This is a genomic window from Stenotrophomonas sp. 112478_Sma (assembly GCF_056479905.1).
The window spans coordinates 474,086-486,467 of sequence record NZ_CM151072.1; the positions used below are offsets into that span (position 1 = coordinate 474,086).

Here is a 12,382-nt window from a genome sequence, read left to right on the forward strand (position 1 = left end):
GATGCGATGGGTCGCACCGTTGTGGCGCAAGGCTGTGCACGATCTGGCTGAACGCGGTGCGGCGATCTTCACGCCGTCACCGCCGTGGTGCATGCTGCATGCCGGACCCCCGCGCGGACGCAGGGCGGTGATCCGGCGTGGCGGGCCCGGCGGTCAAGAATGGCAGTCGCCGGCCGCTGAGGTCGGGGATGTGGAGGAATCGTTCGCGCATGAAGCCAGCCGACTGGACAGGGAACACCCACCGATGCCCGCGCTGAGACGCGCGTTGGCCCGGCCACTGCGCGCCATCACCTGGGGCGGGGTGGTGCTGGGCGTGCTGCTGGTGGCCGGTCTGGCGATGATGCTGGTCAATGACCACCATCGGCGGTTGGAAGCGGCGCAGCGGCAGAGCCGGGCACTGGCGGTCGGCAGCGAGCGCCTGCTGGCATTGCAGCTGCGCAATCTGGAGCGGGCAATGGGCGGCATTTCCGCCGACGCCGCCGAGCTGTTCCGGAGCGTGCCGGCACAGGCACCGCGGCTGCTCGATGCGGCCGTGGCCGGCGTGCTGCAACGGCACGCCGAGCTGCACAGCATCGTGGTGCTCGACAGCTACGGACGTGCGCTGACCGCGGGCCAGGGCGACCTGCAGCTGCCCCTGTGGACCGATCCGCAACGGCGCGGCCCTGGCAGTGCGCTGTACATCGGGCCGCCGCAGCGGGGCAGCGATGATGGCTGGGTGGTGCCGCTGGCGCTGCCGCTGGACGACGACCGCTGGCTGCTGGCGCGCCTGCGCTGCGGCGAACTGCAGCGCATCATCGGCGGGCTGGACGTGGGCCCGAACGGCCTGGTGTCGATCAGTGATGCCGAAGGCTATATGTTGGCGCGCGTGCCCGATCCGCATGGCACGGTCGGACACCGCTACGAGCTGCCCGGGCGCGATCTGCTCGGCAGGCAGGCGGTGATCGAACTGGGGAACATGCCCGGCGTGGTCGACGGCGTGCCGCGCATCACCACCATCAGTACGCTGGAACGCAACCCGCTGGCGGTGCAGGTGGGCCTGGCCGAAAAGGACGTGCTGGCGCCGTGGTGGCCCTACCTGCAGGCATCGGTGGCCATCGTGCTGGTCTATGTGGCCGTGCTGCTGGTGCTGTTGTTCGCCGTCCGGCGAACGATCCGCCGGCAGCAATCGATGGCCGAGGAACTGCAGGCCGGCAATGCGGAACTGCGGCTGGCCCATCAGGTCGGGCGGGTCTGCACCTGGTATGTCGATGAGGACGCTGCACTGCTGCGCTGGTCACCGCTGGCACGCGAGATCTTCGGCGTACAGACCGACGCGCTGCCGGTGGCCGATTTCTTTGCCCGGGTGCACCGCGATGATGCCGCACGGCTGCAGAAGGCGTTTGACCAGGCATTTGCCGGCAACGCGGTGATGGATGAGGTATTCCGCCTGGTGCTGCCGGGGGGTGCGGTGCGCTGGGTCGGCGCGCGGGGCCAGCGCGTGCCGGTGGCCGATCGCCAGCGGCGCATGATCGGCGCGCTCACCGATCTCAGCGAGCGGTATCAGGCCCGTGAACAGATGAACCAGGTCGAACGGCGCTTCCGCCTGCTGTTCGACCGCAATCCTGCGCCGTTCTGGGTGTTCGATCCGGACACGCTGCGCTTCATCGAGGTCAACGATGCGGCCGTGCGGCAGTACGGCTACAGCCGTGAGGAATTCCTCACCATGAGCGTCCTCGACATCCGGCCGCGGGAAGGGTGGGACGAGGTCAAGGGAGCCATCGCGCGGGCGCGCGTGGGCGACCTTCCCGATGCTGCCGTGCGCCTGCACCGGCGCAAGGATGGCAGTGTGTTCGAAGTGCGCGCGCATTTGTCCCGGCTGGATTTCGATGGCCAGCCGGCCTGCCTGGTACTGGCCGAGGATGTCAGCGAGCGGATGGCCTATGAGCGCGACCTGGCTTACCAGGCGCGGCACAACCCGGCGACCGGGCTGCTCAACGTGCGCGCGCTGACCGAGCAGCTGGATGCCCAGGCGGAGGGCTATACCATCGCCTTCGTGCAGCTGCGTGGCCTGCAGCTGGTGGCCGACACGCTGGGCCGGGAGATCGGCGATGCGGTGCTGCAGTCGATGGCCTCGCGCCTGGCTGTGCTGGCGGCACGTTACGGCGCGCTGGCCTTCCAGCCGGCGGAAGATTTCGTGTTCGCCATCGGCGCCGCGCATGACACCCGGCGCGTACTCGACGATCTGCTGCAGATCGTGTCGGCACCGATGCGTGGCAAGGATTCGCTGCACCAGTTCGAGCCGCGCATCGGCGTGGCGGTGCACACGGCAGATGATGGCCACAGCGCCGAGCAGGTGATCGGCATGGCGGCACAGGCGGCGCACGCCGCGCGCGCCGAAGGGGATGTGGTGGCCTGGTTCGACGCTGCGGTGACCACGCGCCTGGCTGATCGCCTGCGCCTGGCCGGGCGCATCCATGCGGCGATCGACAGCGAGTTCCAGCTGTACTTCCAGCCGATCCGGCACGCCAGCGACGGCAGTCCGGCAGCACTGGAGGCATTGCTGCGCTGGCCGCAGGCCGATGGCAGCTTCATTCCTCCCAACGAGTTCATCCAGCTGTGCGAGGACACCGGTCTGATCCTGGCCCTGGGGCGCTGGGTGATCCGTGCGGCGGCCCAGGCGCAGCGGCGCCTGGTGGAGGCGGGTTGGGGCGATCTGCCGATCGCGGTGAACGTGTCGGCCGTGCAGTTCTTCAACAGCGACCTGGTGGCCGAGTTCACCCGTGCCCAGCAGGACTTCGGCCTGGCCCGCGGCGCGCTGCATGTGGAGCTGACCGAGAGCAGCCTGATGCGCAAGCCGGCGCAGGCGATGCAGACCATGCAGCGCCTGCACGAGCAGGGCATCTGCGTGTCGCTGGATGATTTCGGTACCGGCTACTCCAGCATGTCCTACCTGCAGCACCTGCCGCTGGACATCCTCAAGATCGACCGCAGCTTCGTCGCCGACGTGGAGACCAATCCGCGCAACGCATCGATCTGCAGGGCGCTGCTGTCGCTGGGCCACAGCATGGGCCTGACCATCATTGCCGAGGGCGTGGAAACGCCGGGGCAGCTCGACTGGCTGGCCGCGCACGGTTGCGACCAGGTGCAGGGCTACCTGCTGGGACGTCCGGCCCCTCTGGAGCGGATCATCGGCATGCTGGACGAGGTCGCTGTCTAGCCCATGTTGCGGCTCGCCGGGCACGGCCTTGCGCCCGCGTGTCACGGGTGTTGTCCGGTGGCGCGGTCAGATCCCGGCCTCCACCAGGTAATCGATGAAGCTGCGTACCTTCGGCGCCAGGTGGCTGCGACTGGTGTAGACGGCGAAGATGCCGATCGGCGCCGCTTCCCAGTCCGGCAGGATGCGCACCAGGCGGCCGTCGGCCAGCGCCTCCTGGAGCAGGAAATCCGGTTGCAGGATCACGCCCATGCCAGCAATGGCCGCCTCGCGCAGCACGTCGCCGTTGTTGGCGCGCAGCACGCTGTTCACCGTGACCTGGACGTCGCCTCCGGGGCCGTGCAGTGGCCACTGGTCGCCGCCGGCCCAGTAGCTGTAGCCCAGGCATGCGTGATCCTGCAGTGCCTGCGGCGTGGCCGGCGTGCCGTGCGCAGCCAGGTAGGAGGGCGCCGCGCACAGGCTGATCCGCGATTCGCCCAGGCGACGCGCGATCAACGTGGGCCCGGGCTCGCGGGTGATGCGGATGGCCACGTCGTAGCCTTCTTCGACCATGTCCACCAGGCGGTCGGACAGGGCCAGGTCCAGTTCCACCTGCGGGAACCGCTCGCGGAAGCCGGCCAGCAGCGGGCCGAGACGGGCGATGCCCCAGCTGACCGGCGCATTGATGCGCAGCAGGCCGGACGGTTCCAGTGCCTGTGCGCCGATGCTGGCCTCCAGTGCGTCGAACTCCGCCAGCAGGCGCACGCACTGCGCGTAGTACGCGGCGCCGGCACTGGTGGGGCTGACCCGGCGGGTGGTGCGGTGGAGCAGCCGCGTCGACAGGCGCTTCTCCAGCGCCGCAACCTGCCGGGTGACGCCGGCGGTGGACAGATCCAGTGCCTGGGCGGCCGCACTGAAGCCGTTGCGCTCGACCACGGCCACGAACACACGCATGGCGTCCAGAGTGTCCATTGTTGCGCCTTATGAAATAAATACGGTCGAATCATCGTATTTATTGGCATGGGTCGGCGCAATAAGCTGTGCTTCTTCCCTTCGAGGCCCCGCCATGACGACCTCTGCTGCTTCCGCTCCGCCCCTGGCGCCCTATGGCGCGACGCTGCTGCGCCTGGCCCTGGGCGTCCTGTTCCTGGTCCACGCGTTGACCAAGCTGCTGGTGTTCACCCCAGCCGGTACCGCGGCGTTCTTCGAGTCGCTCGGTCTGCCGGGTGTGCTGGGTTACCTCACCCTCGCGGCAGAACTGGTGATTTCCGCAGCCCTGCTGCTCGGTGTCTACGCGCGCTGGTTCGGGCTGGCCGGCGTGCCCCTGTTGCTGGGCACCATCGTCACCGTGCACGGCGCGAACGGCTTCGGCTTTGCCAATGCTGGCGGTGGCTGGGAGTACCCGGCCTTCTGGGCGCTGGCGCTGGTGGTGCTGTTCCTGGTCGGTGACGGTCGCTGGACCCTGCGTTCGCGTTGAGCGCTGGCTGATACTGCAAACGGAGAATTCCATGTCCCGCCTGCCTTCGCTGTACATCTCGCACGGCTCCCCGATGACTGCGCTGCAGCCGGGCGAGGTGGGCGTGCGCCTGGCCGAACTGGCCCGCGACCTGCCCACGCCGCGCGCCATCGTCATCGCCTCGGCCCACTGGCTGGGGCGGCAGCCGTTGGTCGGCGCCCACCCACAACCGCCGACCGTCCATGACTTCGGCGGCTTCCCGCGCGCGCTGTTTGAACTGCAGTACCCGGCACCGGGCGATCCTGCGCTGGCCGAAGACGTAGCCGGGCGCATCGCCGCGGCAGGCCTGCCGGTGGCCATCGATACCCAGCGTGGTCTCGACCACGGCGCCTGGGTGCCGCTGCGCCTGCTGCGTCCGCAGGCCGACATTCCCGTGGTGCCGGTATCGATCCAGCCGTTGCTGGGGCCTGCGCACCAGTTTGCGCTGGGCCGCGCGCTGGCACCTCTGCGCGAACAGGGCGTGCTGCTGGTCGGCTCGGGCAGCATCACCCACAACCTGCACGACTGGGGCGACTACCAGGACGGCAAGGAAGCGCCCTATGTGCGGCCGTTCATCGAGTGGGTGGAGCAGCGGCTGGCGGCCGATGACCGCCCGGCGCTGTTGGACTACCGCCGGCAGGCACCGTTCGCCGAACGCGCCCATCCCACCGATGAACACCTGTTGCCGCTGTTCTTCGCGATGGGTGCGGCCGGTGACGACCGCTTCGGCGCACGTCGCATCGATGCCGGCGTCGATGGCGGCTTCCTGGCGATGGACATCTACCGCTTCGACGGGGCATGAGCCTGTGCTGACGCAGCGTCGCCGCGGTTGTCGCAGCCGTGGTCGCCTGTGGTAGTTTTTTCCGGGTTTCCGGCGCTGGCTTCATGCCCCCCCCCCCCCGCGCGCCGCTTCCTGGAAGAAGCATGCATACCATTGAAGTCGTGCTGGCGATGCTGGTGGCGGTCGTCGCCAGCGGATACCTCGTCCGCGTCCTGCCGTTCTCACTGCCGCTGCCACTGGTGCAGATCGGTCTGGGCGCGGTCATTGCGGGCGTGTTCAACCGCGGCCATGCGCTGGAGCCGGAAGTGTTCTTCCTGCTGTTCCTGCCGCCCCTGCTGTTCCTTGACGGCTGGCGCATCCCCAAGCAGGGCCTGTTCCGCGACAAGGGCGCGATTCTCGAGCTGGCGTTCGGCCTGGTGGTGTTCACCGTCATCGGCGCCGGCCTGCTGATCCACTGGATGATCCCGGTGATGCCGCTGGCGGTGTGCTTCGCGCTGGCGGCGATTGTTTCGCCGACCGATCCGGTGGCCGTTGGAGCGATCGCCTCCAAGGCCCCCATTCCCAAGCGGCTGATGCACATCCTCGAGGGCGAATCACTGCTCAACGACGCCTCCGGTCTGGTCTGCTTCCGCTTCGCGGTGGCGGCGGTGATGACCGGTACCTTCTCGCTGGCCACCGCTTCGCTGACCTTCCTGTGGGTGGCGGTGGCGGGCCTGGCGGTGGGCGTGGCGGTGACGCTGGGCGTGTCGACCTTCCAGCGTTGGTTGTGGCGCCGTTTCGGTGAAGAGCCGGGTGCGGCGATGCTGGTCAACCTGCTGATCCCGTTCGCGGCCTACCTGCTGGCCGAAGAGATCAATGCCTCGGGCATCCTCGCGGCGGTCGCGGCCGGCATCTCGATGAGCTACGTGGAAATGACCGGCCGTGTTTCCGGCAGCATGCGCGTGCAGCGCGCGGGCGTGTGGAACATGCTGCAGTTCAGCTTCAACGGCATCATGTTCGTGCTGCTGGGCGAGCAGTTGCCGGGCATCGTCGAGCGTGCAACCACCACGATGAACGAGACCGGTCACCAGAGCGCGTGGTGGCTGCTGGTGTACGTGCTGGTGATCAATGCCAGCCTGATCGCCCTGCGCCTGCTGTGGGTGTGGCTGTCACTGCGCTGGAACCTGCTGCGTGCGCGTCGGCGTGGCCTGGAGCGGGGCGAGGCGCCGAACTGGCGCATCGTGGTGGCCACCTCTGTGGCGGGCGTGCGCGGTGCGATCACCCTGGCCGGCGTGCTGACGCTGCCACTGTTCCTGCCCGATGGCAGCCCGTTCCCCGCACGCGACCTGGTGATCTTCCTGGCTGCAGCGGTGATCCTGTTCTCGCTGGTCGGCGCCAGCGTGGCGCTGCCGCAGCTGCTGAAGGGCCTGCAGTTGCCGGCCGACTCCGGTGAGCGCAAGGAAGAGGATCTGGCCCGCCGGTTGTCCTCGAAGGCGGCGCTGGCCGGGGTGGAGCGCAAGCGGCAGCAGCTGGTGCTGAACCAGAACACCGAGAACGTGCAGTTGTACAACGACGCGGCCTCGCGGGTCAGCCTGCTGTATCAGCGGCACCTGGATCGCGAGAACCCGGACGTGGATCCGGAGAAGGTGAAGCGGATGGAGGAGGGCTATCGCCAGTTGCGCAGCGCCGGCCTCACTGCCGAGCGCGAGGAACTGTTCCGCCTCACCCGGCGCGGAGTGATCTCCGACGAGATCTCGAGGCGCCTGATCCGCAACCTGGATCTGCTGGAGTCGCGCAAGCGCGAGTGACCGGCCCTGTGCATCGGGGTCGGATCCCTTTCCCGCGGAAAGGGATCTGACCCCGGGCTCCGTCAGGCCGGCTTCTGGTCGAGGAAGTAGGCCTCGACCTTGCCTTTGACCTTGATCGTCATCGGGTTGCCGCGACGGTCACGGGCCTTGCCGGCCTGCACGCGGATCCAGCCTTCGCTGACCGAGTATTCCTCGACGTTGTCGCGCTCGACGTCGTTGAAGCGCACGCCGACGCCGCGCTCCAGCGCCTGCGCATCATGGAAGGGGCTGGCCGGATTGATCGCCAGGTGGTCGGGAGGGGTATCGCTCATCGCATCATTCACAGTGACGGCCACCAAGGCCGGCTTCAGCGATACAGGATAAACCGTAGAATGCCGGCCTGCCCCGAGGAGTTCCCGCCATGCCCGACAACAGCGACTACTTCGACTTCGAGGAGGACGTCCATGATTTCGATGAGGATGGCTTCGAAGCGCGGGTCTGGAACCTGCTGGTACTGATCAACCCGGGCGACGAGGAGCTGGCGCTGCAGCAGTTCAACCGCTGGCGCGAGCTGCTGGCCGAAGCCGGCGAACCGCTGGAGGCAGACGCCGATTGGCTGCCGCCACTGCTGTCCGCGATCGGTTGGCAATCCGGCTTCGAGGTGGAGCGGGATGACCTGGAAACGCTGATATCGGCGGTGAACGAGCTGTCCGCGCGCTTCAACCTGCAGCTTGACTGGGGCGGCGACCTGGACGATGAGGATTTCACCGAAGACCTGGATGGCGTGCAGCTGATGTCCACCGCCTTCGACCGCCTGCGCGAGCACAACTACACGCTGTGGAGCGTGGATGCCGGCAGCGCGGGTTTCACCGGCTGGATGGCACTGACCCGTGACGACGACGCCATGCTGGCGCTGTGCTCGCTGCTGAACGTGGAAATCCGCCTGGGCAGCGACCCGTTCTGAGCGTCATCCCGGTTCGCCGGGCCATGCCCGGCGGGGGCGCTGCGGCCTACGGCCGGTACTGCGCCCGCGCGTTGGCGATCACCGCTTTCACCTGTGCGCGGTCCGTGTGCCGTGAAATCGCCACGGCACCCAGTGCGATCGCCTGTGCGCGCAGCTCGGTGGTGACGTCGTAGTGCGCGCCGCTGGCCTTGTTCTGGAAGGCCCGGCGGGGGATGCCGAGCTGCGCCGCCATGGCGTGCAGCTCGACCAGGGTGTCGGCCATCAGATGCGCCCAGCGCTGGTCGCGCCAGGCATGCACTGCGTCATCGACGTAGACCGTCACCGCCGCGGCCGGATCAGGCCTGCGGCTTGCCGTCGGCGTCGGCGGCCGGAGCAGCCTCGGCGTCAGCGGTACCTTCGGCAGCGCTGGCTTCTTCGGCCACATCGCCTTCAGCGCTCTCGCCCTCAGCTTCCACGCCTTCGAACTCGGCGACCAGCGCGTCCAGGTACTCGTCGGCGGTCTGGCCCGCTTCGGCGGCCAGGGTATCCAGCAGCTTCTGCAGCAGTTCGGAATACTCCAGGCTGACCTTGCGGCCTTCCTTCTCCTGCACGTTGGCCAGGTGCTTGAGCATGGCCAGCATCGGCACCGGGTTCTCGGCATTGCCCATGGTCTGACCGCCGATGGCCAGCAGCCACTCGCGACCCTGCAGGCCGATGGCGGCGACCACCTGGCCGTCCTCGCTGGTCAGCACGGCGTGGTTCTGCACCTGCTGCTGGGCGTTCAGACGGAGGAACGGGCGCTTGGCCTGCTGCTTCTTGCGCTGGTCGCGCTTGGCCTTGGAAGACTTGGACATCGGGGGTGTCACCTGAAAACGGAAAGACCCCCATTGTACCGGGTGCGCCGGGCCATGCCCCTGGTGGGTGCGGACCTTGGTCCGCATGCTTTCCCGGATGTGCGGACCAAGGTCCGCACCCACCGTCTACTTTGCCTCACCCTGCGCCGCCTGTACGTCCGCGTCGATGACCGGCGCCGACAGACCCACCTGTGGACCGGCGCCGGCCAGCGCGGCCTGCTCGGCGGCGCGGGTCATCACCACGATGCTGATGCGGCGGTTGATCGGGTTCTGCGGGTCTGCCCGGTCGAACAGCACCGAGGAGGACAGGCCGACCACGCGGGTGATCTTGCTGTCCTCCAGTCCGCCATCGATCAGGGCGCGGCGGGCCGCATTGGCGCGGTCGGCGCTCAGTTCCCAGTTGCCGTAGCCGCGGGCGGCGGTGTAGGCGGTGATGTCGGTGTGGCCGGTCAGGCTGATCCGGTTCGGCACGTGGTTCAGGTACTCGGCCAGCTCATGCAGGATCTGCTGCGTGTAGGGCTTGAGCGTGGCACTGCCGAGGTCGAACATGGGCCGGTTCTGCTTGTCCACGATCTGGATGCGCAGGCCTTCCGGGGTCAGGTCCAGCAGCAGCTGGTCCTTGAACGGCTCCAGCGCCTGGCTGCGGCTGATCGCTTCCTGCAGTTCCTTCATCAGCTGTTCCAGCTGCTGCTTGTCGCGCTGCTGCTGGTCCACCGGGTGCGGCACGGCTTCCTGCTGGTTCTGGAAGGGATCGTTGCTGCTGCCACGCGAGATGTCGGTGGCGCCGCCGAGCTTGATCATCGACGTGCTGGCACCGCCGGGCCCGGCCATGCCCGGGGCCGGCGTGGCGCTCTGGCCACTGAGCGGGCTGGGGTTGCGGAAATATTCGGAAATGGCCGCACGATCGTTCTTGCTGGTGGTGGCCATCAGCCACAGCACCAGGAAGAAGGCCATCATCGCGGTCACGAAGTCGGCATAGGCCACCTTCCACGAGCCGCCATGGTGGGCGGCATGGCCGGCCTTCCTGACCTTGCGGACGATGACGGTGGGTTTGCTCTCGGCCATGGCTTACTTGACCGTCTTCAGGTGCTGCTCGAAATCGGAGAAGGCCGGGCGCACGTTCGACGGCAACGTCTTGCGGGCGAATTCCAGCGCGATCTTCGGGTTGTAACCGCGCAGGCAGGCCAGCAGTGCGGTCTTCACCGATTCGTAGATGCGGCTGTCCTGCTCGGCACGTGCTTCCATCGCCGCTGCCATCGGGCCGACGAACCCGTAACCGAGCAGGATGCCCAGGAAGGTGCCGACCAGCGCACCGGCGACATGGCCGCCGACCTCGACGATGTCGCCGCCGATCGAGCCCATGGTGATGACGATGCCCAGCACCGCCGCGACGATGCCGAAACCGGGCAATCCGTCGGCCACCTTGGTCAGCACCTGCGACGGGGCCATCGCTTCGGCGTGGTGCTTTTCCAGCTCCAGTTCGAGCAGCGGCTCCAGTTCATGCGGCTCGATGTTGCTGCCGATCATCAGGCGCAGGCAGTCGGTGATGAAATCGATCAGGTGGTGGTCGGCCTGCACCTTCGGATAGTTGCCGAACACGGCGCTCTCGGCCGGGCGTTCGACATGGTCCTCCAGCGCCATGAAGCCTTCCCGGCGCGCCTTGTTGAGCAGTTCGTAGAGCAGGCTGAGGACGTCGATGTAGTCCTGCTGCTTGTAGCGCGGGCCCTTGAACACGCCGACGATGGCCTGCAGCGTCTGCTTGACCGTCTTGGCCGGGGTGCCGACCAGGAACGCACCCAGCGCGGCACCGCCGATGATGACCAGCTCGTAGGGCTGCCAGAGAGCCCCCAGGCGGCCGTGGGCACCGAGGTAGCCCCCGATCACGCTGATGATGACGACCAGGAATCCAACGATGATGAGCATGGGGCAACGCAGGGAGGGGGGATATCTCCTTGTCGGCCCACCCTGCGGATTTCTGAAGAGGGAATTCTGTGAAACCGGTCGGCGGGGTTGTCTCAGCCCGCCACGCCGCTTTCCGCACCGCCACGCTGCAACGGGTTGGGCCAGGCCTCGCCGTTGCCGGCAAACGAAAGTGAGACGGAGTTCAGGCAGTGGCGCTCATGGGTGGGCGGCGGCCCGTCCGGGAACACGTGGCCGAGGTGGCTGCCACAGCGGGCGCAGGTGATCTCGGTGCGGATCATGCCGTGGCTGGTATCGCGGATCTCACGCACGTGTGCCGCGTCGTAGGGGGCGAAGAAGCTCGGCCAACCGGTGCCGGAATCGAACTTGGTGCTGGAGCGGAACAGGGGCAGCCCACACAGCCGGCAGCAGTAGACACCCTCACGCTTGTTGTCCAGGAACACGCCACAGAACGGTGCTTCGGTGCCGTGCTGCAGCAGCACGCGGCGTTCTTCGCTGCTGAGGCCGGCAACCAGGGTGTCGGTCTGGGAGGCGGTAGGGGGCGTCAGGTCGAAGGCACTCATGCTGGCTCTCCGTGGGGTCGATGGCCTGGGGATGCCTGCAGACGTGGGGGTGTGACCGCCGTCTTGCAAGTGTGAGCTGCGTTCATGGGCGGCACACGGGCGCGGGCGCATGGTGGGGAGGATTCCTGCTGGAGCGTGCCATGAAGACCCTTTCCGTCTGGGTGCTGTCGGCTCTGCTGCCCCTGTCGGCACAGGCCCAGGTGCCCACCACATCGCCGACCACCACCCGCAGCACCACCACCGTGGCGCCAGCGCCGGTGACGCCGCCCCCACAGCCGGCAAGACCGCAGCCGCAGGTCCTGCCGTCACCGCAGCCGACGCAGCCGATCAAGTCCACCGGCCCGGCGCAGGTGGTGCCGACGCCGGCGCCGAAGCTGCCGGACAAGGTCTATGACCGCAACGGGCGCATCGTTCCCGGCGTCAAGCCGGTCGGCCCGAACCGTGTGTTCGACTCCCGTACCGGCCGCTACTACGACAGTGTGCCGGCCGGCAGTGGCCAGCAGGTCAAGCCATAGGGCAGTCCGCCACCGCCCGCGGCGGGTGGTGACCGCGCCGGCTGAACGCCTGAAAACACACTGCCGCCGCTCACGGCTTTTTCGCCTGTGATTAACCGTCGCAGGACCACCGTGGCCCTGCGCCGGCATCCCGCCGTCGCATGTCCTTCGTCCTTTGGATCGCGATCATGAAGAACCCGCAGAACCGTCATCCCGGCAAGGAAGCGCAGAGCCATAAACCGCAGCAGCAACAGCAGCAACAGCAGCAGATGGACCCGCAGCGGCCGCAGAAGGGCGGCAAACAGCAGGAGACAGGTCAGCAGCAGGGCTCGATGAAGCACCCGCAGCAGCGCTGACGCCCCCTGGAACAGGGCCGGAACCCGCAGCGCGGGCT

Annotated in this window: 14 protein-coding genes; 7 read left to right on the forward strand and 7 right to left on the reverse strand. The window is 67.9% G+C overall.

The window, feature by feature from the left end; all coding sequences use genetic code 11:
- Positions 1-244 precede the first annotated feature (244 nt).
- A complete protein-coding gene (locus ACZK08_RS02155) occupies positions 245-3,196 on the forward strand; it encodes a bifunctional diguanylate cyclase/phosphodiesterase (RefSeq protein WP_231107785.1) in 2,952 nt (983 codons plus the stop codon).
- A 66-nt stretch (positions 3,197-3,262) separates the two neighbouring features.
- Here ACZK08_RS02155 and ACZK08_RS02160 read toward each other — a convergent pair whose 3' ends face one another.
- Positions 3,263-4,144 carry a LysR family transcriptional regulator gene (locus ACZK08_RS02160; RefSeq protein WP_065182533.1) on the reverse strand — a complete coding sequence of 294 codons (882 nt, stop codon included), beginning with the start codon at positions 4,142-4,144 and terminating at the stop codon, positions 3,263-3,265.
- Positions 4,145-4,238: 94 nt separating this feature from the next.
- Here ACZK08_RS02160 and ACZK08_RS02165 point away from each other — a divergent pair, with 94 nt between their 5' ends.
- From ACZK08_RS02165 to ACZK08_RS02175, 3 genes are all read left to right on the forward strand, one after another.
- Positions 4,239-4,649 (forward strand): DoxX family protein, encoded by a 411-nt coding sequence (locus tag ACZK08_RS02165; RefSeq protein ID WP_065182532.1) that lies wholly within the window; start codon positions 4,239-4,241, stop codon positions 4,647-4,649.
- Between the two features lie 31 nt (positions 4,650-4,680).
- A complete protein-coding gene (locus ACZK08_RS02170) occupies positions 4,681-5,469 on the forward strand; it encodes a dioxygenase family protein (RefSeq protein ID WP_065182531.1) in 789 nt (262 codons plus the stop codon).
- Between the two features lie 122 nt (positions 5,470-5,591).
- Positions 5,592-7,235: a Na+/H+ antiporter gene (locus tag ACZK08_RS02175; RefSeq protein ID WP_053520275.1), complete on the forward strand. Its 1,644-nt coding sequence runs from the start codon at positions 5,592-5,594 to the stop codon at positions 7,233-7,235.
- 62 nt (positions 7,236-7,297) lie between these two features.
- On the opposite strand, the gene ACZK08_RS02180 is transcribed toward ACZK08_RS02175, so the two are convergent.
- Positions 7,298-7,546 (reverse strand): DUF3297 family protein, encoded by a 249-nt coding sequence (locus ACZK08_RS02180; RefSeq protein ID WP_053520274.1) that lies wholly within the window; start codon positions 7,544-7,546, stop codon positions 7,298-7,300.
- An 89-nt stretch (positions 7,547-7,635) separates the two neighbouring features.
- On the opposite strand from ACZK08_RS02180, the gene ACZK08_RS02185 reads away from it, so the two are divergent.
- Positions 7,636-8,178: a DUF6630 family protein gene (locus ACZK08_RS02185; protein ID WP_053520273.1), complete on the forward strand. Its 543-nt coding sequence runs from the start codon at positions 7,636-7,638 to the stop codon at positions 8,176-8,178.
- Positions 8,179-8,224: 46 nt separating this feature from the next.
- On the opposite strand, the gene ACZK08_RS02190 is transcribed toward ACZK08_RS02185, so the two are convergent.
- From ACZK08_RS02190 to msrB, 5 genes are all read right to left on the reverse strand, one after another.
- Positions 8,225-8,500, reverse strand: coding sequence for a DUF4031 domain-containing protein (locus tag ACZK08_RS02190; RefSeq protein WP_065182530.1), 276 nt, complete (start codon positions 8,498-8,500; stop codon positions 8,225-8,227).
- A gap of 13 nt (positions 8,501-8,513) precedes the next feature.
- Positions 8,514-9,011, reverse strand: a complete 498-nt coding sequence (locus ACZK08_RS02195; RefSeq protein ID WP_065182529.1) for a hypothetical protein — start codon at positions 9,009-9,011, stop codon at positions 8,514-8,516.
- Positions 9,012-9,137: 126 nt separating this feature from the next.
- Positions 9,138-10,076, reverse strand: coding sequence for a flagellar motor protein MotB (motB, locus tag ACZK08_RS02200; RefSeq protein ID WP_053518234.1), 939 nt, complete (start codon positions 10,074-10,076; stop codon positions 9,138-9,140).
- Positions 10,077-10,079: 3 nt separating this feature from the next.
- A complete protein-coding gene (gene motA / locus ACZK08_RS02205) occupies positions 10,080-10,934 on the reverse strand; it encodes a flagellar motor stator protein MotA (protein ID WP_053518236.1) in 855 nt (284 codons plus the stop codon).
- A 92-nt stretch (positions 10,935-11,026) separates the two neighbouring features.
- On the reverse strand, positions 11,027-11,494 hold the full coding sequence (msrB, locus tag ACZK08_RS02210; RefSeq protein WP_053518238.1) for a peptide-methionine (R)-S-oxide reductase MsrB: 468 nt from the start codon (positions 11,492-11,494) through the stop codon (positions 11,027-11,029).
- Between the two features lie 140 nt (positions 11,495-11,634).
- On the opposite strand from msrB, the gene ACZK08_RS02215 reads away from it, so the two are divergent.
- Together ACZK08_RS02215 and ACZK08_RS02220 are read left to right on the forward strand one after the other, a co-directional pair.
- Positions 11,635-12,009 carry a hypothetical protein gene (locus tag ACZK08_RS02215; protein ID WP_053518240.1) on the forward strand — a complete coding sequence of 125 codons (375 nt, stop codon included), beginning with the start codon at positions 11,635-11,637 and terminating at the stop codon, positions 12,007-12,009.
- Between the two features lie 140 nt (positions 12,010-12,149).
- Entirely contained in the window at positions 12,150-12,344 is a 195-nt protein-coding gene (locus tag ACZK08_RS02220) for a lana protein (RefSeq protein ID WP_065182528.1), read from the forward strand.
- The last annotated feature ends 38 nt before the right edge of the window (positions 12,345-12,382 follow it).